The organism is Bacillus alkalisoli (assembly GCF_002797415.1).
Classification (GTDB): domain Bacteria; phylum Bacillota; class Bacilli; order Bacillales; family Bacillaceae_I; genus Bacillus_CD; species Bacillus_CD alkalisoli.
Window position 1 is genome coordinate 1,099,091 of record NZ_KZ454944.1, and the last position, 23,136, is coordinate 1,122,226.

Below are 23,136 nucleotides of genomic sequence, written 5' to 3' on the forward strand. Positions count from 1 at the left end.
TAGTAGGTGAGATAAATGCCAGAACTACCAGAAGTAGAAACGGTCAGAAGAACGTTAGAGCAATTAGTAACAGGAAAAACAATAAGCTTTGTCACTGTACATTGGCCCAAGATGGTTAAACATCCTGATGATGTACACCTTTTCTTACAGCTTTTACAAGGACAAACGATTCAAGAAGTAAAAAGAAGAGGGAAATTCTTATTATTTTATTTAACGGACTATTGTATGATTTCCCACCTAAGGATGGAAGGGAAGTATGGGCTTTATCCAAAAGAAGAACCAGTAAGTAAACATACACATGTCATTTTTCACTTCATAGATGATATGGAACTTAGGTACCAAGATGTTCGGAAGTTTGGAACGTTCCACCTCTATCCTAAGGGATCGGAGTTTCAACAAAAACCACTAGTCACATTAGGACCAGAACCGTTAGAAGATATGTTTACGTTAGAATTATTAAAAGAACGCTTAAAAAAGACGAATCGTAATATAAAAGCAGCGTTATTAGATCAATCTGTTCTAGTTGGACTTGGTAACATCTACGTAGATGAAGCACTGTTTCGTTCAGGCATCCATCCAACAAGGCTAGTATCTTCTTTATCGGAAGACGATCTAAAAAAGCTACATAGTGAAATTGTAGCTACTTTAAGAGAAGCAGTTGTTAAAGGTGGTAGTACAGTAAGGTCATACGTAAACTCACAAGGACAAATTGGAATGTTTCAATTAGAACTTTTCGTATATAGTCGTGCTGGCGAACCATGCAAAAAATGTGGAACTTTGATTGAAAAGTCAGTCGTTGCAGGTAGAGGAACACATACTTGTCGAAAGTGCCAAGCTGAATAATAAAACCGATATACGTTAGTAACACATCGGATGGGCTCCTGCCATATACTATTTTAGTGTTAGGTAGGGAGGAGCTCGATATGGTTCAATATATCTCGCTTTTACTTTTAGCTTTTGCAGTAAGTTTAGACAGCTTTAGTGTTGGCTTAACATATGGCTTAAGAAAAATGAGAATGCCATTAAAATCTTTAGCAATCATTGCCACGTGTTCTGCGATGGCTCTTTTACTAGCCATGTTTGTCGGTACTCTTATTACTAATTTTCTGTCTCCTAAAGTAGCAGAAACTATTGGAGGCTCTATTTTAGTTCTACTTGGAATGTGGGTACTATATCAGTTTTTCCGCTCAAGCCAACAAAAGGACGAAGTTTGTGTTGGAGAGAAAATGATCTTAAATCTGGAAATTAAGTCATTAGGTGTTGTAATAAATATCTTAAGAAAGCCAACAGAAGCCGATTTTGATAAGTCTGGTTCCATTACTGGGCTAGAAGCATTTTTCCTTGGAGTAGCACTTTCATTAGATGCATTCGGAGCAGGAATTGGTGCTGCATTGTTAGGCTTTTCTCCAATTATCATGGCACTTAGTGTTGCATTAATGAGTTCGCTTTTTGTTATTTCTGGTATTAGAATTGGGCAAATATTCTCAAACATAAGTTGGGTACAAAAATTTGCCTTTTTACCAGGCGTGTTATTAATTGTAATAGGGGTAATTAAACTTTAAAGGCTGATACTTTTATCAGTCTTTAATTTTAGTAGGGGGGGGTCAAGTATGGCTAAAATCATTGGTCTAACTGGTGGAATCGCAAGTGGAAAAAGTACTGTAGCTAATATGATGCGCAATGTTGGTATACCGATTGTGGATGCTGACATAGTAGCAAGAGAAGTAGTGGACATTGGCAAACCAGCTTATAGGCAAATTGTAGAAGTCTTTGGAAAAAGCATTTTATATGAAGATGGTTCCATTAATCGGCCTGCGTTAGGGAATATTATTTTCCACCAAGAAGAAAGAAGAAAAAAGTTAAATGAAATTGTTCATCCTGCAGTTAGAACAAAAATGAAAGAAGATGCTGCCAATTACATAAAAGAAGGTCATCCTTTAGTTGTAATGGATATACCATTGTTATTTGAAAGTAAGTTAACACATTTAGTAGAAAAAACTTTACTCGTATATGTAGATGAATCAACACAATTAGAAAGATTAATGGAGCGTAACCTTCTAAGTAAAGAAGATGCTATAGCTAGAATAAAATCACAATTACCACTAAAAGAAAAAATAAAATTAGCGGATGAAGTAATCAACAACAACGGCTCTATCGCCGAAACAGAAGCCCAACTACAAGATTTATTAGAAAGACTTTGTAAGTGAAAATTATTATAAGATATTATTTTGTTGATGTCCGCTGTAGGCGCGAGATCCTCGAAAATGCTATCGCATTTCCTTCGTGCGATGCATCGCTCGCGTAGCCTTCCTTGTCCTGCGGGAAAAGCGTGTTAAGTGAGACCCCACAGGCGCTATGCGCCGAGGAGGCTCACGAGACCGCCCGCGGAAAGCGAGTGCCTACAGCGGACATCAACAGTTTATATTACAAAAAAAATCTGAACATAAATTCCCGCTGTTTTTTTAATTTTTTCATGACACGAAAAATCAAATATGTTATACTAATTGTAGATTATCAGATTAAAAGTATAACATAATGGTGAAAAGGGGAATTGTTTATGAAGGCAAAGGTTGCAATTAATGGATTCGGAAGAATCGGAAGAATGGTATTTAGAAGGGCTATCCTAGAAGGAAATATGAATATCGTTGCAATCAATGCGAGCTATCCTGCAGAAACATTAGCTCACTTAATTAAGTATGACACAAATCATGGTCGTTTTGACGGAGAAATTATTCCTCAAGATAACGCATTAATTGTAAATGGTCATACTATTCAATTATTAAACAACCGTAATCCAGAGGAATTACCTTGGAAAGAGTTAAACATAGATATCGTTATTGAAGCTACTGGAAAGTTTAATTCACGCGAAAAAGCAGCTTTACACTTAAACGCTGGAGCGAAAAAAGTAATCTTAACTGCACCAGGGAAAAACGAAGATGTAACAATTGTTATGGGAGTTAATGAAGGTGAATTAGACATTGAAAACCATGATGTAATTTCTAACGCTTCTTGTACTACAAACTGTTTAGCACCAGTTGTAAAAGTGTTAGACGATCAATTCGGAATCGTAAACGGTTTAATGACAACTGTTCATGCATATACTAACGATCAAAATAATATCGATAATCCTCATAAAGATTTACGACGTGCTAGATCTTGCGCTCAATCCATCATTCCAACATCAACTGGAGCAGCAAAAGCATTATCATTAGTATTACCTCACTTAAAAGGTAAATTACATGGAATGGCTTTACGTGTACCTACACCAAATGTATCTTTAGTTGACCTTGTTGTAGATTTAAAGCAATCGGTCACAGTGGATCAAATTAACGAAGCATTTGAAACAGCAGCACGCGGTTCACTAAATGGTGTAGTAGATATTACGATGGAACCATTAGTATCTATTGACTTTAATACAAACCCTAATTCCGCAATCGTTGATGGGTTATCAACAATCGTTATGGAAGAAAATAAAGTAAAAGTATTAGCTTGGTATGATAACGAGTGGGGCTACTCTTGCCGCGTAGTAGACTTAGTAAACTACGTTGCACAAAAAATGTTTCAAAAAGAAGCAGTAACAAATTAATTTGAATAACAATTTGTAAGCGGTTAACTTTCTGTTAACCGCTATTTTAATTTCATTAAATCTTTTTTATAAATCTATTTTAGTGATATTTCTAGGAATTCTTAGTTCTTTGTGAAATCTTTTAAAAATAACTTTAAATTAGTTGCTGTACGCTGTAGGAGCGAGATCCTCGAAAATGCTATCGCATTTCCTTCGTGCGATGAATCGCTCCCGTAGCATTCCTTTTCCTGCGGGAAAAGTGCGTCAAGGGAGACCCCACAGGCGCTTGCGCCGAGGAGGCTCCCGAGACCACCCGCGGAAAGTGAGCACCTACAGCGTACAGCAACGATTTGTACCCAATTCCAAAATCCGTATATAAAGAATATTTTAAAATAAAATATACCAAACTACATAGATTGACCACTTTTCTATAAAAATATACCCTTTAACAAAAATAAATGTAAAAAGTTTATTGCAAAACGAAATAAAAGAAAGTATACTATGATTCGTGAACTTCTTGAAAGGCTAATGTGGCTACTTAAAGGGTTAGGACCTCTCTGGACTAACTTTCCCCCGTGGTAGTTAAGACATTAATAGCAGTTAACATTGAGAGAAATTCATGTATCCAACAATAATAGTTAAAGGGGGAACGTGAGATGGAAACTGTAGGTCGTCACGTTATATCAGAATTATGGGGTTGCGATTTTGACAAGCTAAATGATATGGAATTTGTGGAAAAAACATTTGTTGATGCTGCGCTTAAATCAGGTGCAGAAATTCGTGAGGTAGCATTCCATAAATTTGCACCACAAGGAGTTAGCGGAGTTGTTATTATCTCTGAGTCACATTTAACAATTCATAGCTTCCCTGAACACGGCTATGCAAGCATCGACGTTTATACATGTGGACATTTAGATCCAAATGTTGCTGCAGACTACATTGCTGAAGCACTTAACGCTCAAACACGTGAAACAATTGAACTTCCACGTGGTATGGGACCAGTTCAAGTAAAGAAAGCAAAAGCACTTTAAAATAATACGTAAATCGAGTAAAATGAGAAGAGGTGTACATGTACACCTCTTTTTCTAATGGTAAAAAAAATTCAGTTTTACATAGAGAATAGAACTTCCATAAAGGGGTTGTCAACATAATGGCACTAATACAAAACGTAAAAACATTTTTCTCTACACACGCAGAAACAAGAGAAAATCACATGGACAAACAATTAAAAAGTCGGTATTACAAAATAACAAACAAAAATGCTCTAAAAGCAGTTAAAGAAGTTGTTGAAAAAACAAATGGTTACACCGTTAAATCAGTTTCAGAAGAACATGGCGAAATAGCTGTATCCATTAATAACGGGAAGAAAGCTTTTATGATTATTACGGTAATTTCTGTACGTGCATTTGAAACAGCAGTAGATTTCTCTGTTTCAACAGAAACTTCATTACCTTTTGACTTTGGATTTAGCAAAAAACAAATTGTACATATGTACGAAAAGCTTGACAAATCTTTAACATTTATAGGATCTGGATTAAACGATTAGACGACACGGGAGTTGATGAAAAGATGAAATGTCCATCTTGCCAACATAACGGCACAAGAGTATTAGATTCACGCCCTGTAGAAGAAGGGCGTTCTATTCGTAGAAGAAGAGAATGTGAAGAGTGCCTATACCGTTTTACAACATTTGAAAAAGTAGAAGAAATGCCGTTAATCGTTGTAAAAAAAGAAGGAATACGAGAAGAATTTAGCAGAGAAAAAGTACTTCGAGGACTTATACGTGCATGCGAAAAACGCCCAGTTGCACTTAAACAACTAGAGGATATCGTAATGAATGTAGAAAAAGACCTTCGTAACATCGGTGTATCCGAAGTAAATAGTAATACAATTGGAGAAATGGTAATGGACAGACTAGCAACCATCGATGAAATTGCTTACGTGCGCTTTGCTTCTGTTTATAGACAATTTAAAGATATAAATGTATTCCTTGATGAACTAAAAGAACTGATAGAGCGAGAAAGAAAATAAGAACAAAAAAATTAACTGACTAACAAGGATTCGTATAACTAAAAAGTAATGAAATTATTTAAAGTGCCGGTTTTGTGGACGACTCCTGCGGGAGAGGGCAGGCTGGTGAGATCCCGCAGAGCCATTGGCTCGAGGAGGCTCACCGCCTCCCCCGCGGAAAGCGGCCATAAAACCGGCACGGTCTTTATATACTGAAAAGTGGCGAGCATTCAGCTCTTTTTTTCTATAAACCAGCAAGAAAGGAGAGGAAACCGTATGTCAGCAAGACATTGGAATGACCTAGTTCCTGTCGACCGTTACATCGTTCGGTCGAACGGGCTTATCCATGAATACGATAGAAAAATCTTAACAATGTTATACCAGCCACTACTTGGTTTTCGTGGGTTTAGTCTGTATATGACACTCTGGAGCGAACTTGAACAAGATCGTCTATGGGGGGAAGATAAAACACATCATAGCCTCATGGCGATGATGCAGTGCAATTTGAAAGACATCCATCATGAGCGACAGAAGTTAGAAGGAATTGGATTATTAAGAACGTATGTAAATGAGAAAAATGACGCAAGAAATTTTATATATGAAATTCAACCTCCGTTAACACCAGACGCTTTTTTCTCAGATCCAGTCCTAAATATTTATTTATATAACCGGCTAAGTAAAAGTAAATACTTGAATGTTAAAAAATTCTTTACGGAAGACAAGCTGATAAACGAACAGTATGAGCAAGTGACAAAATCATTTAACGATGTTTTTCAATCTATTCAAGCTGAGCAAATGGTAGGTAGTTTGAATGATGAAGCTTTTGAAGACATTTCAATTACGAGTGAAAAAGAATGGATGAATAGAGCGCAAGGAACCGAACCTGTAATAAAGCACACTAACTTTGACTTCGAGTTATTATTTGCGGGCTTATCGGATGTTGTTATCCCTAATAAAGCGATAACGACAAAAGTGAAGGATGCAATTGAAAAATTATCATTCTTGTATCAAATTGATGCCTTGCAAATGAAAGATATTTTAATGAACACGATAGACGAAGATGACAATATAAATATTGAAAAATTAAGAAAGTCATCTCGTGATTGGTACCAGTTAGAATATAATAACGAGCTTCCAACATTAGTTGAAACGACACAACCTTTCACACTTCGAAAGATGGAAAACAAAGAGCCAACTTCTAAAGATGAACAGTTAATTAAAATGTTAGAGACTGTCTCACCTAGGAAATTGTTGTCTGACTTATCAAATGGTGGTGAGCCAATTGTGTCTGACCTTCAAATTGTGGAAGATATCATGTTTAAGCAGCATTTACCGGCTGGTGTTATTAACGTTTTACTGTACTACGTCTTACTAAAAACAGATATGAAGTTAAATCGTAAATACATTGAAAAGATTGCAAGTCATTGGGCGAGAAAGCATATAAAAACAGTTCCGGATGCAATGGAACTTGCTAAGCAAGAACAACGCCAGTATCAGTCATGGGCAGAAACAAAAAGTTCCACTAAGACACCAGCGAAGAAAACAGAAAATAGAAATCGCTTTATTAGTAAGGAACAGAAAATTACAGAAGAGAAAAATGAAAGTACGACTACTGCTCAAGAAGAAGATAAGCGAAAGCTTGCAGAGCGATTAGAACGTTTAAAATTGCAGAAGAAAGTCGAAGAATAAATTTGTTATAGCCCAATTGTTGTGGGCTATTTTTTGTCTATAAAAACATAACAAGAACTTTAATCAAACACTCATTTTTTTACAACTACCCCCATATACATAGAAACAGGTGTATTAAAGGGGGGACAAACTTGTTTGACATTTCCTTTCAAGATCAAATAGATGCGAACATTTTATATAATAAGCTCATTCAAACTGATTCGAAAAGTGTTCATGCACTTTCTTTAAATAAAGAAAAGATGACAATTTCTACTTTCGATGATCATTGGTGTCAACAAATATTCATACCAGCATTAAAGTGGTTTATACAAACAAAAAAAGAAACGAATTGGATTATTTCTGTGTTAGAGAATACATTTTATTTTAAGGATTTCGAGGAACAAGAACAAATATTATGCATTTACCAAAGTATTAGGAAGGGCGAGATAAACGATATACCAAATCTCCCGGAAAATACCGAACGAGAGAAAGAACTGCAAAGTGTATTAGAATCTCTAATCAACAGCAATGTTTCATTTTCCATTGAATCATTGATTACCTTTCGATTAAAACATTATTTTGATCAACTAATGCCGTACATTGAGGCGGCCATTGACGAGTATAAGTTAGAGCAAGAATATCAAGCTTTTATTCAACAATTAAGAGAAGTGTTGTTCTGTACAGATTCTTCATTTGATGAGGTGCACTTAGTATACAACTATCAATTTGATTTCTACGATAAAAACGGAATACTTATAAGTAAAAACCAATTAATTAAGTTTATTAACCGAACTCATTTTAATAATTACGGTTACTACATCGATTCCGTTGTGTTGGCACCACTTGTTTCGATTGCACCGAAAAAACTATATTTATACACCGATCATACGGATCATTATCTCGTCCAAACGATACGAAATATATTTCAAGAACGTGCGACGCTGTTGCCTTATCAACAATTTCAATTGAAAAAATGGAGAGTTAATTGAAAATTTATCATTTTTACCACCTATTGTGAAAATTTTTCAATTAATGAATAGTTGGGGTTGCTTTTCCTTCGTAAGGAGAATATAATAACGTACATATACAAAACTATCCATTTAAAAGTAATGATAAGGACAACAGTATTTAAATACGAATCCCAGAGAGGGAAGCATTTGGTGCAAGCTTCCTATTACGATTTGAATGCTTACCACCTTTAAACTTCAATTGCGAACCCTTGAGTAGTAGCAGTTGACGGTAGACCCGTTATCCAGCTTAAGCCATTATTCTGCTTTCTTTTTAGCAGTCTATGGGAACTAGGGTGGAACCACGATGAGAATAATAACTCGTCCCTTTTATTAGGGGCGAGTTTTTTATTTTGTTAGGGCTTTTGTCTAGTGGCTAGTGATTAGGTAAAGAGTGTAGTCCTATAACTAAAGCTAAGCGCTAACGACTAACAACTAAAAAATTTAAGAGGTGATTAGGATGTCTGAATTAGTAAAGATTTCATTTCCAGACGGAGCGGTAAAGGAGTTTGAGAAAGGCACAACAACAGAAGATATTGCGGCATCCATTAGCCCAGGTCTGAAAAAGAAAGCAATTGCTGGATTATTAAACGGCGAACAAATAGATTTACGTACTTCAATAAACGGTGATGGGCAAATTAGCATTATTACTCAAGACAGTGAAGAAGCTTTATCTATCATGCGTCACAGCACGGCCCACTTAATGGCACAAGCTATTAAACGTATATATGGCAATACCGTAAAACTTGGAATTGGACCTGTTATTGAAAATGGATTCTATTATGACATTGACATGGAACACTCATTAACACCAGAAGATTTACCAGTTATTGAAAAAGAAATGAAAAAGATTGTGAATGAAAACTTGGATGTAGTTCGCGTGGAAGTTTCACGTGAAGAAGCAATTCGTCGTTATGAAGAAATTGGCGATGAGCTTAAACTTGAATTAATTCGTGAACTTCCTGAAGGAGAAACAATTACTATTTACGAACAAGGTGAGTTTTATGACCTTTGCCGTGGTGTACACGTTCCTTCAACTGGGAAGATAAAAGAATTCAAATTGTTAAGCATTGCTGGAGCTTATTGGCGTGGTGATAGCAAAAATAAAATGTTACAACGAATTTACGGAACTGCATTTTTCAAAAAGGCAGAGCTTGATGAGCACCTTCGTTTATTAGAAGAAGCAAAAGAGCGTGACCACCGTAAATTAGGAAAAGAGCTAGACCTTTTCTTTAACTCACAAAAAGTTGGGCAAGGCTTGCCATTATGGCTTCCGAAAGGTTCAACAATTCGCCGTGTAGTGGAACGCTACATCGTAGACAAAGAAATTCGTCTTGGATACGATCACGTATACACTCCTATTATGGGAAGCGTGGAGTTATACAAAACTTCCGGTCACTGGGATCACTATCAAGATGGCATGTTCCCTCCAATGGAGATGGACAACGAACAATTAGTGTTACGTCCAATGAACTGTCCGCACCATATGATGGTTTACAAAAATAGCATACACAGTTATCGTCAGTTGCCAGTTCGTATTGCCGAGCTTGGAACAATGCATCGTTATGAAATGTCCGGAGCACTATCAGGATTACAACGTGTACGTGGTATGACTTTAAATGACGCACATATTTTTGTTCGCCCAGATCAAATTAAAGATGAATTTAAGCGCGTAGTTAACTTAGTACAAGAAGTGTACAAAGATTTCAGCTTAGAAAACTATTCGTTCCGTTTATCATACCGTGACCCTGAAGATACAGAAAAATATTACAATGATGATGCAATGTGGGAAAAAGCTCAAACGATGTTAAAAGAAGCAATGGATGAACTAGGCTTAGACTACTTCGAAGCAGAAGGGGAAGCAGCATTCTACGGTCCTAAATTAGATGTTCAAGTGCGTACTGCTCTTGGGAAAGATGAAACGCTTTCCACTGTACAACTTGACTTCTTGTTACCAGAGAAATTTGACTTATCTTACGTTGGAGAAGATGGAAAGCAACACCGTCCAGTCGTTATTCACCGTGGGGTAGTTTCAACGATGGAACGTTTCGTTGCCTTCTTAATTGAAGAATACAAAGGAGCATTCCCAACTTGGTTAGCACCAGTACAAGTTCAAGTAATCCCTGTTTCTCCTGAAGTTCATTTTGACTATGCAAAGGAAGTGCAAGAGCGCTTAAAAGCAGAAGGAATTCGTGTAGAACTTGACGAACGTAACGAAAAAATCGGCTACAAAATTCGTGAAGCACAAATGCAAAAAATCCCTTACATGCTAGTCTTAGGAGACAACGAAATCACAGACCGAGCAGTAAACGTCCGAAAATACGGAGAACAAAAATCCGAAACAATCTCCCTAGACGCATTTGTAGATGCAATAGTTAAGGAAGCAAAAAAGTAAGTTAGATGTTAGTGGTTAGCTTTTAGCATTTAGAAAAAGCTAATAACTAAAGAACAGTGGCTCTTTTCGCAAAGGTTTTTCCCCACCTTTCTTTAAAACAAAGAGTGGATTGAAGCGGAAGGCACTCGACTCCTGCGGGAAGAAGATCGAAGCGTGAGACCCCACAGGCGGAACGCCGAGGAGGCTCACGTCGCTCCCCGCGGAAAGCGAGTGCCTGCAGCGGAAAGGAACGGACAGGCGTTGTATTTGTAGTTATCTTTAAATCGACAAATTGAAAAGTATGAAAAAAAGTATTGCATAATACAATTTCATCTGATAGAATTTAAATCGTTGTTTGTTTTAAATTTCGATTCCTTGACAACACCTAGTTGTTAATGATATATTTCTAAGGTAAATAATACTTTTTATGAACAAGAAGAAGCACCCGCTTCTCACCTGATTGACGCATAACGCAGTTGGCAGGTTTTACGACAAGCTTTTTATTACTTGTAAACGTAAAGTGTGGGTGTTTAGTGCACCCACACTTTTTTATATGTAAAAACAAAGCAAGTAAAACTTTTGCTTTTCATCAGGATGCAGTATTGTTCATGATGAGTATTTGGATAAAACCTTGGAGGTGGCTAATTATTAGCAAAGATATGATGGTTAATGATGGGATTCGTGCCCGTGAAGTTCGTCTGATTGGTCAAAATGGAGATCAACTTGGAATCAAAACGAAAACAGAAGCACTGGAGATTGCTGCAAAAGCAAATCTTGACTTAGTAATGGTTGCGCCTACTGCAAAACCTCCTGTATGCCGAATTATGGACTACGGAAAGTTCCGTTTCGAGCAACAGAAGAAGGATAAAGAAGCCCGTAAAAACCAAAAAGTTATTAGCGTAAAAGAAGTTCGTTTAAGTCCAACTATTGATGAGCATGACTTTAACACGAAGCTTCGAAATGCGATTAAGTTCCTTGAAAAAGGAGACAAAGTAAAAGCATCGATTCGCTTTAAAGGTCGTGCAATTACACATAAAGAAATTGGTCAACGTGTTCTTGATCGTTTCTCCGCAGCTTGTGCGGAAGTATCAACAATTGAATCGGCACCTAAAATGGATGGCCGTAGTATGTTCTTAATGTTAGCACCCAAAAACGAAAAGTAATGAATGAGGAGGAACACCAATGCCTAAAATGAAAACTCATCGCGGTTCAGCAAAAAGATTCAAAAAGACTGGATCTGGTAAACTGAAGCGTGCTCATGCTTACACAAGTCACTTATTCGGAAACAAATCTCAAAAGCAAAAACGTAAATTACGTAAAGCTGCTGTAGTAAGCAAAGGTGACTTCAAGCGTATCCGTCACATGTTAGACAACATCAAATAATATCGGTAATCGTTTTAGATAGATTATTAGGAGGGAAACAAAATGCCAAGAGTTAAAGGCGGTACAGTATCACGCAGACGTCGTAAAAAAGTTATAAAATTAGCTAAAGGTTATTTCGGTTCTAAACATACTTTATATAAAGTAGCAAATCAAGCAGTAATGAAATCATTCAACTATGCTTATCGTGATCGTCGTCAAAAGAAACGCGACTTCCGTAAGCTTTGGATTGCTCGTATTAACGCAGCAGCTCGTATAAATGGTCTTTCTTACAGCCGTTTAATGCACGGATTAAAAGTAGCTGGTATCGAAGTTAACCGTAAAATGTTAGCTGAATTAGCAGTTAGCGACGAAAAAGCATTTGCTGAATTAGCAACTGCTGCAAAAAACAGCTTAAACAAATAATAAAGCATAGAGCTTTCTCTATACTTATAAAAGGGACTAATTAACTTTAGTCCCTTTTGTTATATAATTAATGATACAGAAACTTTTTATGAAGAGTTAAATGAACATTTTCGAAGGCTCTTTATATTAATGAAAGTATTATAGTTTATTCAAAGAAATGAAGTTGATGTTCGCTGCAGGTGTGAGACTCCTCGAAAATGCATACGCATTTCCTTCGTGCGATGTATCGACAAGGGAGACCCCACAGGCGCTTGCGCCGAGGAGGCTCCCGAGTGCCAAGAAAAGTGAAAGCGGCTCGTTCAGCTCCGAAAAGCATAAGACAGGGGCAGCTTGAGGGCGCTTTTTGCCCTCGAGATGTCCATGGCTTATGTCTCGAGGAGCTAGCCGCTATAACTAGACAAACCCGCGGAAAGCGAACACCTGCAGCGAACATCAACAGTTAGTATAGAAAAACTAATACGTATAACAAACCAAAAAAAATGTTAATACTGTTCACTAGCGGAGGTAACATGAAAGAGTTTTTTCTCATATATATGTTTATTAACCTTTTATCATTTCTCTTAATGAAAACGGATAAAGAAAGAGCAAAAAAACAACAATGGCGCATTCCAGAGTTTCATCTTTGGACGGTATCGTTACTTGGTGGAGCTTTAGGTGGATGGATCGCTATGCGTATGTTCCGTCATAAAACAAAGCACATATCCTTTCGTTACGGCTTACCACTGCTAACCATTGTGCAAATAGCATTAATTATCTATTTTTTAATCGGATTAACATAAGCATAAACAAGCTCGAATAAGCTTAATTTATGCTTCTACTTTTGTGAAGATCGTGGGGTGAGGCGTCAATGGATGAGCGATTAACCGTACTATACATGATGATAGAAACACATTGGTTACTAGCATCTATCGCATTTATACTTTTCCACATCGTCAGGCAAATTTTATTCATACCTGTTGTCATTATTTGTATTGCAGGTGGAGCCCTTTTCGGAGGCTTAGTAGGGAGTATTTACTCTATCGTTGGATTAACGTTATCTAGTCTATTATTTTATATTTTATATAATCAAATGCCAAGAGTGTTTGCAAAAATATTAAAAATGAAGGAAAAGTGGTTTGGGAACAGAGCGAAAATTTCTGTCGGTCAAGTAACTGTATTACGACTAATACCATTTATCCATTTTCATTTATTATCATTATGTTTAATAGAAACTACTAAAAACTTCCGCGACTATATAAAGGCTTCATTTTTATCAAACATCCCCATTGCTATCATTTATACTGTTTTTGGTCAGGTAATCACGGAATTATCTCTAGTTTCCGTTATTGTTCTATTAGTTGTATTACTAGCTGTGTCCCTTTTAGCTAGACAAAAATATGTCATTATTAAATGGGATACATTTTTCAGAAAAGAAAAAGTGATGAAAAAAGGGTAATTGTTAAAGTGTCTAGTCTTCGGCTAGGCACTTTGTAACATTTTCTAACATAAAGCGTCTTAATACATAGGGGTGATTATTTTATGAAAGCTAAACTTCCGCTTATCATGCTTTTAATTGTTTTTCCTATAATTGCAGGTATCTCTATCTATATTTTTTATGATTTAACATTAAAAGATCAAGTACAACCTAATGTGAACACGAATCAACCAAGTTATAATAATTTGAGTATTGTCTCATCTGAGACTGTAGATGATTTTCATTTATATTTGGCTTCTGAAAAAGAAGTATATGATGTGAACGACGAAGTAATGATGATAGCCGAGCTTACATATAAGGGAGAAAAGCATACGATTGATATTTTTCATGCGGCATCCCCGTTCTTTTTTAACATTAAAGAAGAGACTCGAGGAATAAATATTGACTATGCTATGGACCAGCCATTATTACAAACAACACTAGAAAAAGACTTACCACTTCGTGAAAAGTATGAAAAAACAGGCGGATACAGCGATCAAGATGACAAAGAATTTGTTGCTTTTATGAAGGAGTTTTTAGCTGGAGAAACCTTTCCTAAAGGGAAGTATACGGTGGAAGGTGTAGCGGATTTTTACATTTCCGAAGATGGTGGAAATAAAACATACAATATTAAAACGATTATTCAATTCGAAGTAAAATAAAGAACCGCAAGTAGCCTGTAAAAATGGCACTTGCGGTTTTTTATAATAAAAGAGAGTACTAACCGTTGATGATAGCACGAGGTACTCGCTTTCCGCGGGTTTATGTATTGTTTATACATTCTTTTATATCTTCTATCTAATTATTTTTCAGAAATTCTTTTATTGGACTCTTCCAATCTATAATTGCGTTAGGATAAGTGCGTCGTACTTCTTTTTCGATATATTGGAAGTCGTGCTTTTGAAGGCCTTGTAACTTGGCATTGCTTTTAGGGAATATAAAAATAGATACAACTTCAAAAGATTGATCAGTCGTCCCTAAATATTTTTCACCTTCAAACATGACGCCTTTATAAGTTAATATGAAATTTTTCCTTACGTTTTCCTTTGCATCTAGCATGAAGAAATTTTTCTTTTCGTGAGCAAGTTCAAGCTTTCGCTTAGGATTCAGTATATATTTAATGGTAAAATAGATAAGAAAAACAATAAGGGCAATTACAAGTAAACGAATGAGGATAACAAACAACATAAGTGTTCTCTCCTTAAAATCAAAGTAATAGTAACATTATATACGTATGAGAGTATGAAAGGTTTCATTTTTTTAGAAATTGGAGGAAAAAATATTGGATTATGAATTAAAAGTAAAACGAGTACATACTGATGCACAATTACCTTTTCGGGCAAATGTTGGCGATGCTGGCTTAGATTTGTTTTCTGTGGAAGAAAAAGTAATAAAATCGGGTGAAGCGGCTTTAATTCGTACTGGTCTCGTCCTAGAATTGCCAAAGGGTACAGAAGCCCAAGTCAGACCTAGAAGCGGCCTTGCTTTAAAACATTCCGTTACCGTTTTAAATAGCCCAGGTACAATAGATGAAGGTTACCGAGGAGAAGTGAAAGTTATCTTAATAAACCATGGGAAAAAAGATTTCCTTGTAGAGAAGAATATGAGGGTCGCGCAAATGGTTATGGCACCAGTTACCAAAGTAAATATTGTTCAAGTAGAAGAAGTTACGGATACCAGTAGAGGAGTAGGAGGATTCGGCTCGTCTGGTATTAATAAGGAATAGTTTTTACATATGTAAGATTTTTCTGTATAATAGGCATTGATACATAATTTAGGGGGGCGAAATAGATGGCAAAGTTAGATGAAACATTAACAATGCTAAAAGACTTAACGGATGCGAAAGGCATCCCTGGAAACGAGAAAGAACCTCGTGATGTAATGAAACGATACATAGAAGCATATGCCGATGAAGTAACCACAGACGGATTAGGAAGCTTAATTGCCAAAAAAATCGGTAAAGCAGACGGTCCGAAAATTATGGTGGCAGGTCACTTAGACGAAGTAGGATTCATGGTAACAAACATTGATGACCGTGGATTCATTCGCTTCCAAACAGTAGGTGGCTGGTGGTCACAAGTAATGCTAGCTCAACGTGTTACGATTGTAACGCGTAAAGGTGATGTAACAGGTGTAATTGGCTCAAAACCACCTCACATCTTACCTCCTGAAGCTCGCAAAAAGCCAGTTGATATTAAAGATATGTTTATTGATATCGGGGCATCTAGTCGTGAAGAAGCAGCGGAGTGGGGCGTAACTCCTGGTGACCAAATCGTTCCTTACTTCGAATTTACTGTAATGAACAACGAAAAAATGCTACTTGCAAAAGCATGGGATAACCGCATTGGTTGTGCAATTGCTATTGACGTATTAAAGCATTTAAAAGATGCTGACCATCCGAACGTAGTGTACGGAGTAGGTACAGTTCAAGAAGAAGTTGGCCTACGTGGAGCGAAAACTTCTGCTAACGTGATTCAACCTGATATCGGTTTCGGCGTTGATGTTGGTATTGCTGGTGATACACCAGGCATAACGGAAAAAGAAGCGTTAAGCAAAATGGGTAAAGGTCCTCAAATTATTCTTTATGACGCTTCTATGATTTCTCATAAAGGATTACGCGACTTTGTTACAGGTGTAGCAGATGAAATGGAAATTCCATATCAGTTTGATTCTGTAGCTGGTGGTGGAACGGACTCTGGGGCTATTCACTTAACAGCTCAAGGTGTACCAGCACTGTCTATCACAATCGCAACTCGCTACATTCACTCACATGCAGCGATGTTACACCGTGACGACTACGAAAATGCAGTAAAATTAATTGCAGAAGTAATTAAACGTTTAGATACAGAAACAGTTAAAACTATTACATTTGAATAATAATGACTTAAAGCCCTATGTTTGTAGGGCTTTTGTTTATAGCTGAAGATAAATTAAACTATAATAAAAAAAGAGCTGGCATGAAACCAGCTCCAAATCACTTATTTTAATCCGCTTTCTAAAGTACCTAACATCTCTTGCTTATCTTGCTCAGAAGAGTTTTGCCAAATTACTTCAAACAATACCCCAAGACCGGGAAGCATTTTTTCTTCACCATTTTGAATCGCATCCACGATCGTTGCTTGTAATTCCTCCTGGTTGTTGCCTTCTACATTTTGACGAATAGCGTGACGTAAATTCAAATTCATTTTTTTCACCTCGAGAGAAAAATAGTTTACAAAAGTATCTTTTCCTAAAATGGAATATTTATGTGCAAATTTAACTTTTCACGTCACACTTTCATCCTCATCTCACATTGAGTATAATACGAATATAAAAGAACCAAAGGAGTTATCACTTTTGAAAATAATTGAATCTGTAAAAAATCCAAAGGTAAAGCAGTGGAAGAAGCTACATAAGAAAAAAGAAAGAGAAGCTAGTAACACATTTCTAATAGAAGGATTTCATTTAGTAGAGGAAGCCTTAAAAATAGATAACCTAGTAGAAGACATTATTATTAGTGATAAGGAAACTTTGCCGTCCAGTTGGAAAACGGACTACGTGAATTTGTACAGTGTTCCCAATGATGTGTTAAAAGCGATTAGTGAAACGCAAACACCACAAGGAGTTATTGCTATATGTCGAATGAAAGACGCGCTGGAGGTATCAGTGTCTACTAATAGTAAAATACTTATGCTTGATCATGTTCAGGACCCTGGGAACGTCGGTACGATGATTCGAACAGCTGAAGCGGTCGGAATAGATTTAATCGTATTAGGAGACGGGTGTGCAGATATATATAATGGAAAGGTTATTCGTTCAACACAAGGAGCGATGTTTCATTTACCGATCGTGCAAGGCTCACTAAACGAATGGATGGAAAAATGTAATACGCAACAAATCCCCATATTTGGGACAGCTTTAGAAAATGGAGTAAGCTATACACAAATCAATCCTCCAAAGTCATTTGCTTTAATCGTTGGTAATGAAGGAAAAGGAATGGCAAAAGACCTGTTAGACAAAACAAATCAAAACTTGTATATTCCAATTTACGGAAAAAGTGAATCCCTAAACGTTGGCATTGCAGCGGGAATATTAATGTACTATTTAAGAGGCTAAAGAAAAAACTGTAAGAGAGTAACGATACTCTCTTACAGTTTTTTTGTTTGATTATCTTTAGCTCTTTTTTCATTACGAAAATACACAACCCCAAGAGAAAGGCCAATAAGGTTAATCACAAACATGAAAAGAAAAAATGGAGAGATATCACCTTGTATTAAGTAATAAGAGTATCTGATTGTATTAACAACAATTAATATCATTAATACAATATAAAATGTTTTCCTCATAAATCCTCCTTTAAAACTAATTAATTGAGTCCGTTTCATAGTGTATGACTACTAAACGAAAAACGAATAATAGCATCGTATTCTGTGTTTTTACACCCTCATAAACGAACATATTATATTGTATATCACTAAAATATTCGTTTTTCATTAAACGAACCGTAATTATGAAATTGATTCAATTATCACTATAACATAAAGATTAAAACTTACCCCCAATACCTCAATGCTATTATAGTACTTGTTTTTTAAAAGCTATGTTAAGCTTAGTGTTGTTATTTAACAATATTCCTGTTGATTTCCGTGCAAGGCTGAGACTCCACGGGAGACACGCCCGCGGAAAGCGAAGCCTTGCACGGAAATCAACAGCGTTCTTTAACAAAGCCTTATCAAAAACTAATATATTTTCGTTAGTTGCAAAAGCATCTATATTTCCATATAATAAGAAAAGGTAAATAACAACATAATAATTTTTATAAAAACGATGAAAGAGACAAGTAGCTTTTCATGCGCTATGTAGGGAGAAGATGCCTGAGACTGAAAGCATTTTTATAGTGGCAATTAGTGAAATTTCACCTCTCGAGTTGACGCTTGGACCAGCCATGAGCTGTAAAAGTGTTCCGGTTAAAAAACCGTTATTTGGAATGAAGTGAACTAGACATGTCTATTAACCATTTGTTTAGTTAATTAGGGTGGTAACGCGATACAACTCGTCCCTTACATAGGGAGGAGTTTTTTTATTTGCCTAAAAAGCCACCTTATACATAAGAAAAGGCTGCTTATGTAAAAGTTGTTGTTTTTATTAGGGTGTTTACTCAAAGATTGTCGTATTTTACGCTTTTAAAACCGTGAGTGGATTGAAGCGGAAGGCACTTCACTCCTGCGGGAAGAAGAGTGAAGCGTGAGACCCCACAGGCGGGACGCCGAGGAGGCTCACGTCGCTCCCCGCGGAAAGGAAGTGCCTGCAGCGGAAAGGAACGGACAGAGTATTATTCCTAAATTTATTTTAAAAAACTTTTAACACAAGAGCCTGAAAAAGGAGGAAACAACAGTGGAACAACGTTTAAAAGAATTACAACAACAAGCACTACAACAAGTTAGCGAAGCACAAAGCTTAAAAGAACTAAATGATGTTCGTGTCGCTTACTTAGGAAAAAAAGGACCAATCACAGAAATCTTACGTGGAATGGGTCAATTATCAGCGGAAGAGCGTCCAAAAATGGGGGCACTAGCAAATGAAGTACGCGAAGCTATCGCATCCAAACTAGAAGAAAAAGTAACTCTACTAGAAAAAGAAGCAGTAGCACAAAAGTTAGCTTCTGAAACAATCGACGTAACATTGCCTGGTAGACCAGTTCGTACAGGAAACCGTCACCCTTTAACAAAAGTGGTCGAGGAAATAGAAGATCTTTTCTTAGGAATGGGCTACACAATCGAGCAAGGGCCTGAAGTAGAAACAGACTACTATAACTTTGAAGCGCTAAACTTACCGCAAGATCACCCAGCTCGTGATATGCAAGATACTTTCTACATTACAGAAAATACGCTATTACGTACGCAAACATCACCAGTTCAAGTTCGTACAATGGAAAAGAATGTAGAAAAAGGACCAATCAAAATTATTTGTCCCGGTAAAGTGTATCGCCGTGACGATGATGATGCAACACACTCTCATCAATTTACGCAAATCGAAGGACTTGTTATCGATAAAAACATAACAATGAGTGACTTAAAAGGCACACTACAAGTATTTGCTAGAAAAATGTTCGGAGACGATCGCGAAATCCGTTTACGCCCAAGCTTTTTCCCATTCACAGAGCCATCAGTTGAGGTAGATGTTTCATGTATGAAGTGTGGAGGCAAAGGCTGTAACGTATGTAAGAGTACAGGTTGGATCGAAATCTTAGGTGCTGGAATGGTTCATCCGAACGTATTACGCATGGCTGGATATGATCCAAAAGTATACCAAGGATTCGCATTTGGTATGGGACCAGAACGTATTACGATGTTAAAGTACGGTGTAGATGATATTCGTCATTTCTATACAAACGACCAACGGTTCATTCAGCAGTTCAACCGAGTTTAAAAGGGAGGGTCAAACATGTTAGTTTCTTATAATTGGTTAAAAGAGTATGTAGACATAGATGGAATTAGTGCAGAAGATCTTGCAGAAAAAATTACACGTAGTGGGATAGAAGTAGAAGGCGTAGCCACTCTAAACGAAGGAATTACTGGTGTTGTCATTGGACACGTTTTAGAGAGAGAACAACATCCTGATGCAGATAAGCTTAGCAAATGTTTAGTAGACGTTGGGGATGAAGAGCCAGTTCAAATCATTTGTGGTGCACCTAATGTCGGTAAAGGTCAAAAAGTTGCTGTTGCAAAAGTTGGTGCGGTTTTACCTGGTAACTTCAAAATTAAGAAAGCAAAACTACGTGGTGAAGCGTCTCACGGAATGATTTGTTCTTTACAAGAGTTAGGTATTGAGTCAAAACTAGTTGCTAAAGAATACTCAGAAGGAATCTTTGTATTTTCAGGCGATGTAGAAGTTGGGCAAGACGCATTAGAATACTTACAACGAGAAGACAAAGTTCTAGAACTAGGCTTAACGCCAAACCGTTCGGACTGCTTAAGCATGTTAGGTGTAGCTTATGAAGTGGCAGCTATTTTAGGCAAAGAAGTAAAATGGCCAGCAGCTAACTTCCAAGAAACGGCTGAAAAAGCTTCCGATTATATATCTGTTCAAGTAGAGGCGATAGAAGATAACCCTCTTTATGTGGCGAAGATTGTAAAAAACGTAAAAATTGGTCCATCACCACTATGGTTACAAGGACGCTTAATGGCAGCTGGCATTCGCCCTCATAATAACGTAGTAGATATTACAAACTACATTTTACTAGAATACGGTCAACCGTTACATGCATTTGACTACGACCGTTTAGGCAGTAAAGAAGTATTAGTACGTCGTGCAAAAGCTGGCGAAAAAATCATTACACTTGATGATGCAGAAAGAACGTTAACAGATGACCATTTAGTTATTACAAATGGTACCGAGCCAATTGCTCTTGCTGGAGTTATGGGTGGAGCAAATTCTGAAGTTGGTGCAGACACAACTACAGTACTAATTGAGTCCGCATACTTTAACGGAAAAACAGTACGTAAAGCTTCAAAAGACCACGGATTACGAAGTGAGGCAAGTGCTCGTTTTGAAAAAGGAATTGATCCAAAACGTACACACGATGCTGCAGAACGTGCTGCTGCATTAATGGTTCAGCATGCAGGTGGCGAAGTTGTAGGAGGATCTGTTGAATTCAATGAAATGAAGATGGAACCTGCAGTTGTAACAACGACAATTGAAAAAATTAATGCAGTGTTAGGAACTTCTATTTCTGCTGAAGAAGCGAAAACAATCTTTACAAAATTACAATTCGACGTGGTAGAAGATAATGGTACGTTCAATGTAACGGTACCTACACGCCGTGGAGATATTACAATTGAAGAAGATTTAGTAGAGGAAGTTGCACGTTTATTCGGCTATGACAACATCCCGACGACTTTACCAGTTAGCGCATCTACTCCTGGAGCATTAACAGTTTATCAAGCAAAACGACGTAAAGTTCGTAACCTACTAGAAGGTGCTGGATTGCTGCAAACAATCACGTATTCTTTAACAAGTGATACACGCGCAAAACAATTCGCACTTGAAGATGGAAATGCAATTCGTCTAGCAATGCCAATGAGTGAAGAAAGAAGCACGCTACGTTTAAGCTTATTGCCACACTTACTAGAAGTTGTTCAACATAACATCGCTCGCCAAATCCATACAAATTCTATTTATGAAATAAGTTCTGTTTTCGTTGGAAAAGAAGGAAACGACTTACCAGAAGAAAAAGAAAGATTAGCAGGTGTATTAACAGGACTGTGGCATATGCATCAATGGCAAGGTGAGAAGAAAGCAGTAGATTTCTACGTTGCAAAAGGTATTTTAGATGGCATGTTCGAAACACTTGGTTTAGCAACTTCAGTAGAATATCGTCGTGGAGTAAAAGACGGTTTACATCCAGGCCGTACAGCAGAAGTATTCTTAAACGGGGAGACAATCGGATTTGTAGGTCAACTTCACCCAGAAACACAAAATGAGTTAGACTTACCAGAAACGTATGTGTTTGAGATTGCATTAAGCACTGTACTTTCTGAAAACGTAGAAGAAATTAAGTATGGTGCAATTCCACGATTCCCATCGATTTCACGCGATATCGCTTTAGTTGTGGAAAGAAGTACACCAGCTGGTGAGTTACAAAAAGTTATCGTAGAAAATGGTGGTAAGCTATTAAAAGATGTAAAAGTATTCGATTTATATGAAGGCGATAAAATTGATGCTAACATGAAGTCCGTAGCGTTCTCTTTACGTTACTACCACCCAGAGCACACACTAACAGATGAAGAAGTGACAAAAGTACACAATAAAGTGTTAGTCGCTTTAGAAGAGAAGTGTGGAGCTATGTTAAGAAGTTAATTTGAGATGAGCACTCTAACAATTCTTTGTTGGAGTGCTTATTTATTATATTGCGAAAATCTGATTTCTGGATATATTAGATAATTTCCCGATAAAAAAGAAGCGTTTGTGACAAAAAGCCAATGACGTTTAACTTGTCTTAGAAATTAGTTGAAGTTGAACTTCATAAGACCCCGATGGAGAACATCTGGCATTCAAAATTTATCGTAGTTGAACTTCATAAGGCTGATGAAGTTCATCTGGCATCAAAAAATAATCGTAGAAGAACTTCATAAGGCTGATGAAGTTCATCCGGCCAAAAAAATTGTTGAAAAAGATAACTTCTTCAACATTCAGTAAGTATAGAGGCCTTGGATAAAATCCGGTTAATTTAAATGGAAAGGCCCCGAGATTAAAATTTTTGATCTTTGGGGCCTCTCCTTAAATATTATTCGTT

Annotated in this window: 24 protein-coding genes and 3 other annotated features; of the genes, 21 read left to right on the forward strand and 3 right to left on the reverse strand. The window is 36.9% G+C overall.

Features of this window, described 5'->3' with window-relative positions; genetic code table 11:
- The first annotated feature begins 15 nt into the window (after nucleotides 1-15).
- The 16 genes from mutM to CDZ89_RS05300 all read left to right on the forward strand — a co-directional run bounded on the left by mutM (nucleotide 16) and on the right by CDZ89_RS05300 (nucleotide 14,524).
- Nucleotides 16-843, forward strand: coding sequence for a DNA-formamidopyrimidine glycosylase (gene mutM / locus CDZ89_RS05225; RefSeq protein WP_096153019.1), 828 nt, complete (start codon nucleotides 16-18; stop codon nucleotides 841-843).
- Nucleotides 844-923: 80 nt separating this feature from the next.
- Nucleotides 924-1,562 (forward strand): sporulation membrane protein YtaF, encoded by a 639-nt coding sequence (gene ytaF, locus CDZ89_RS05230; RefSeq protein ID WP_096153021.1) that lies wholly within the window; start codon nucleotides 924-926, stop codon nucleotides 1,560-1,562.
- Between the two features lie 48 nt (nucleotides 1,563-1,610).
- Complete coding sequence (gene coaE, locus CDZ89_RS05235; RefSeq protein WP_096153022.1) at nucleotides 1,611-2,207, forward strand: dephospho-CoA kinase; 597 nt, start codon at nucleotides 1,611-1,613, stop codon at nucleotides 2,205-2,207.
- Nucleotides 2,208-2,557: 350 nt separating this feature from the next.
- The gene (locus tag CDZ89_RS05240; RefSeq protein WP_096153024.1) at nucleotides 2,558-3,586 is read left to right on the forward strand and encodes a glyceraldehyde-3-phosphate dehydrogenase; all 1,029 of its coding nucleotides are present in this window, start codon (nucleotides 2,558-2,560) and stop codon (nucleotides 3,584-3,586) included.
- A 635-nt stretch (nucleotides 3,587-4,221) separates the two neighbouring features.
- Nucleotides 4,222-4,596 (forward strand): adenosylmethionine decarboxylase, encoded by a 375-nt coding sequence (speD, locus tag CDZ89_RS05245; protein ID WP_096153026.1) that lies wholly within the window; start codon nucleotides 4,222-4,224, stop codon nucleotides 4,594-4,596.
- A 119-nt stretch (nucleotides 4,597-4,715) separates the two neighbouring features.
- Nucleotides 4,716-5,111 carry a cytosolic protein gene (locus tag CDZ89_RS05250; RefSeq protein ID WP_096153027.1) on the forward strand — a complete coding sequence of 132 codons (396 nt, stop codon included), beginning with the start codon at nucleotides 4,716-4,718 and terminating at the stop codon, nucleotides 5,109-5,111.
- 23 nt (nucleotides 5,112-5,134) lie between these two features.
- A complete protein-coding gene (gene nrdR / locus CDZ89_RS05255) occupies nucleotides 5,135-5,596 on the forward strand; it encodes a transcriptional regulator NrdR (protein ID WP_096153030.1) in 462 nt (153 codons plus the stop codon).
- 255 nt (nucleotides 5,597-5,851) lie between these two features.
- The gene (locus tag CDZ89_RS05260; protein WP_096153032.1) at nucleotides 5,852-7,264 is read left to right on the forward strand and encodes a replication initiation and membrane attachment family protein; all 1,413 of its coding nucleotides are present in this window, start codon (nucleotides 5,852-5,854) and stop codon (nucleotides 7,262-7,264) included.
- A 131-nt stretch (nucleotides 7,265-7,395) separates the two neighbouring features.
- Nucleotides 7,396-8,232, forward strand: a complete 837-nt coding sequence (ytxC, locus tag CDZ89_RS05265) for a sporulation protein YtxC (protein ID WP_096153034.1) — start codon at nucleotides 7,396-7,398, stop codon at nucleotides 8,230-8,232.
- Nucleotides 8,233-8,343: 111 nt separating this feature from the next.
- Nucleotides 8,344-8,582, forward strand: a binding site (T-box leader).
- A gap of 128 nt (nucleotides 8,583-8,710) precedes the next feature.
- Nucleotides 8,711-10,645, forward strand: coding sequence for a threonine--tRNA ligase (gene thrS / locus CDZ89_RS05270; protein WP_096153036.1), 1,935 nt, complete (start codon nucleotides 8,711-8,713; stop codon nucleotides 10,643-10,645).
- Between the two features lie 406 nt (nucleotides 10,646-11,051).
- Nucleotides 11,052-11,181 (forward strand) — a sequence feature (ribosomal protein L20 leader region).
- Nucleotides 11,182-11,268: 87 nt separating this feature from the next.
- Complete coding sequence (infC, locus tag CDZ89_RS05275; RefSeq protein WP_141395250.1) at nucleotides 11,269-11,787, forward strand: translation initiation factor IF-3; 519 nt, start codon at nucleotides 11,269-11,271, stop codon at nucleotides 11,785-11,787.
- A 19-nt stretch (nucleotides 11,788-11,806) separates the two neighbouring features.
- Complete coding sequence (rpmI, locus tag CDZ89_RS05280) at nucleotides 11,807-12,007, forward strand: 50S ribosomal protein L35 (protein ID WP_096153039.1); 201 nt, start codon at nucleotides 11,807-11,809, stop codon at nucleotides 12,005-12,007.
- A gap of 42 nt (nucleotides 12,008-12,049) precedes the next feature.
- On the forward strand, nucleotides 12,050-12,409 hold the full coding sequence (rplT, locus tag CDZ89_RS05285; protein WP_096153040.1) for a 50S ribosomal protein L20: 360 nt from the start codon (nucleotides 12,050-12,052) through the stop codon (nucleotides 12,407-12,409).
- A gap of 509 nt (nucleotides 12,410-12,918) precedes the next feature.
- Nucleotides 12,919-13,188: a DUF1294 domain-containing protein gene (locus tag CDZ89_RS05290; protein WP_096153042.1), complete on the forward strand. Its 270-nt coding sequence runs from the start codon at nucleotides 12,919-12,921 to the stop codon at nucleotides 13,186-13,188.
- Nucleotides 13,189-13,256: 68 nt separating this feature from the next.
- Complete coding sequence (locus CDZ89_RS05295) at nucleotides 13,257-13,844, forward strand: TVP38/TMEM64 family protein (RefSeq protein ID WP_096153044.1); 588 nt, start codon at nucleotides 13,257-13,259, stop codon at nucleotides 13,842-13,844.
- An 83-nt stretch (nucleotides 13,845-13,927) separates the two neighbouring features.
- The gene (locus CDZ89_RS05300; RefSeq protein WP_096153045.1) at nucleotides 13,928-14,524 is read left to right on the forward strand and encodes a hypothetical protein; all 597 of its coding nucleotides are present in this window, start codon (nucleotides 13,928-13,930) and stop codon (nucleotides 14,522-14,524) included.
- 136 nt (nucleotides 14,525-14,660) lie between these two features.
- On the opposite strand, the gene CDZ89_RS05305 is transcribed toward CDZ89_RS05300, so the two are convergent.
- Nucleotides 14,661-15,050, reverse strand: coding sequence for a sigma-w pathway protein ysdB (locus CDZ89_RS05305; RefSeq protein ID WP_096153047.1), 390 nt, complete (start codon nucleotides 15,048-15,050; stop codon nucleotides 14,661-14,663).
- A 94-nt stretch (nucleotides 15,051-15,144) separates the two neighbouring features.
- On the opposite strand from CDZ89_RS05305, the gene dut reads away from it, so the two are divergent.
- Entirely contained in the window at nucleotides 15,145-15,588 is a 444-nt protein-coding gene (dut, locus tag CDZ89_RS05310) for a dUTP diphosphatase (RefSeq protein WP_096153048.1), read from the forward strand.
- Nucleotides 15,589-15,653: 65 nt separating this feature from the next.
- A complete protein-coding gene (locus CDZ89_RS05315; RefSeq protein ID WP_096153050.1) occupies nucleotides 15,654-16,739 on the forward strand; it encodes a M42 family metallopeptidase in 1,086 nt (361 codons plus the stop codon).
- A gap of 101 nt (nucleotides 16,740-16,840) precedes the next feature.
- Here CDZ89_RS05315 and sspI read toward each other — a convergent pair whose 3' ends face one another.
- Nucleotides 16,841-17,047, reverse strand: a complete 207-nt coding sequence (gene sspI, locus CDZ89_RS05320) for a small acid-soluble spore protein SspI (protein ID WP_096153052.1) — start codon at nucleotides 17,045-17,047, stop codon at nucleotides 16,841-16,843.
- Nucleotides 17,048-17,198: 151 nt separating this feature from the next.
- Here sspI and CDZ89_RS05325 point away from each other — a divergent pair, with 151 nt between their 5' ends.
- A complete protein-coding gene (locus CDZ89_RS05325; RefSeq protein ID WP_096153055.1) occupies nucleotides 17,199-17,957 on the forward strand; it encodes a TrmH family RNA methyltransferase in 759 nt (252 codons plus the stop codon).
- 32 nt (nucleotides 17,958-17,989) lie between these two features.
- On the opposite strand, the gene CDZ89_RS05330 is transcribed toward CDZ89_RS05325, so the two are convergent.
- Complete coding sequence (locus CDZ89_RS05330; RefSeq protein ID WP_096153056.1) at nucleotides 17,990-18,187, reverse strand: hypothetical protein; 198 nt, start codon at nucleotides 18,185-18,187, stop codon at nucleotides 17,990-17,992.
- A 472-nt stretch (nucleotides 18,188-18,659) separates the two neighbouring features.
- Nucleotides 18,660-18,905 (forward strand) — a binding site (T-box leader).
- A 330-nt stretch (nucleotides 18,906-19,235) separates the two neighbouring features.
- On the opposite strand from CDZ89_RS05330, the gene pheS reads away from it, so the two are divergent.
- Together pheS and pheT are read left to right on the forward strand one after the other, a co-directional pair.
- The gene (pheS, locus tag CDZ89_RS05335; RefSeq protein ID WP_096153058.1) at nucleotides 19,236-20,270 is read left to right on the forward strand and encodes a phenylalanine--tRNA ligase subunit alpha; all 1,035 of its coding nucleotides are present in this window, start codon (nucleotides 19,236-19,238) and stop codon (nucleotides 20,268-20,270) included.
- A 15-nt stretch (nucleotides 20,271-20,285) separates the two neighbouring features.
- The gene (pheT, locus tag CDZ89_RS05340) at nucleotides 20,286-22,700 is read left to right on the forward strand and encodes a phenylalanine--tRNA ligase subunit beta (protein WP_096153060.1); all 2,415 of its coding nucleotides are present in this window, start codon (nucleotides 20,286-20,288) and stop codon (nucleotides 22,698-22,700) included.
- Nucleotides 22,701-23,136: the final 436 nt, after the last annotated feature.

Excerpts from the sequence above, each read along its gene's own strand:
- mutM (WP_096153019.1), top strand. The coding sequence starts at position 16 with ATGCCAGAACTACCAGAAGTAGAAACGGTCAGAAGAACGTTAGAGCAA.
- ytaF (WP_096153021.1), top strand. The coding sequence starts at position 924 with ATGGTTCAATATATCTCGCTTTTACTTTTAGCTTTTGCAGTAAGTTTA.
- coaE (WP_096153022.1), top strand. The coding sequence starts at position 1,611 with ATGGCTAAAATCATTGGTCTAACTGGTGGAATCGCAAGTGGAAAAAGT.
- CDZ89_RS05240 (WP_096153024.1), top strand. The coding sequence starts at position 2,558 with ATGAAGGCAAAGGTTGCAATTAATGGATTCGGAAGAATCGGAAGAATG.
- speD (WP_096153026.1), top strand. The coding sequence starts at position 4,222 with ATGGAAACTGTAGGTCGTCACGTTATATCAGAATTATGGGGTTGCGAT.
- CDZ89_RS05250 (WP_096153027.1), top strand. The coding sequence starts at position 4,716 with ATGGCACTAATACAAAACGTAAAAACATTTTTCTCTACACACGCAGAA.
- nrdR (WP_096153030.1), top strand. The coding sequence starts at position 5,135 with ATGAAATGTCCATCTTGCCAACATAACGGCACAAGAGTATTAGATTCA.
- CDZ89_RS05260 (WP_096153032.1), top strand. The coding sequence starts at position 5,852 with ATGTCAGCAAGACATTGGAATGACCTAGTTCCTGTCGACCGTTACATC.
- thrS (WP_096153036.1), top strand. The coding sequence starts at position 8,711 with ATGTCTGAATTAGTAAAGATTTCATTTCCAGACGGAGCGGTAAAGGAG.
- rpmI (WP_096153039.1), top strand. The coding sequence starts at position 11,807 with ATGCCTAAAATGAAAACTCATCGCGGTTCAGCAAAAAGATTCAAAAAG.
- rplT (WP_096153040.1), top strand. The coding sequence starts at position 12,050 with ATGCCAAGAGTTAAAGGCGGTACAGTATCACGCAGACGTCGTAAAAAA.
- CDZ89_RS05290 (WP_096153042.1), top strand. The coding sequence starts at position 12,919 with ATGAAAGAGTTTTTTCTCATATATATGTTTATTAACCTTTTATCATTT.
- CDZ89_RS05295 (WP_096153044.1), top strand. The coding sequence starts at position 13,257 with ATGGATGAGCGATTAACCGTACTATACATGATGATAGAAACACATTGG.
- CDZ89_RS05300 (WP_096153045.1), top strand. The coding sequence starts at position 13,928 with ATGAAAGCTAAACTTCCGCTTATCATGCTTTTAATTGTTTTTCCTATA.
- CDZ89_RS05305 (WP_096153047.1), bottom strand. The coding sequence starts at position 15,050 with ATGTTGTTTGTTATCCTCATTCGTTTACTTGTAATTGCCCTTATTGTT.
- CDZ89_RS05315 (WP_096153050.1), top strand. The coding sequence starts at position 15,654 with ATGGCAAAGTTAGATGAAACATTAACAATGCTAAAAGACTTAACGGAT.
- sspI (WP_096153052.1), bottom strand. The coding sequence starts at position 17,047 with ATGAATTTGAATTTACGTCACGCTATTCGTCAAAATGTAGAAGGCAAC.
- CDZ89_RS05330 (WP_096153056.1), bottom strand. The coding sequence starts at position 18,187 with ATGAGGAAAACATTTTATATTGTATTAATGATATTAATTGTTGTTAAT.
- pheT (WP_096153060.1), top strand. The coding sequence starts at position 20,286 with ATGTTAGTTTCTTATAATTGGTTAAAAGAGTATGTAGACATAGATGGA.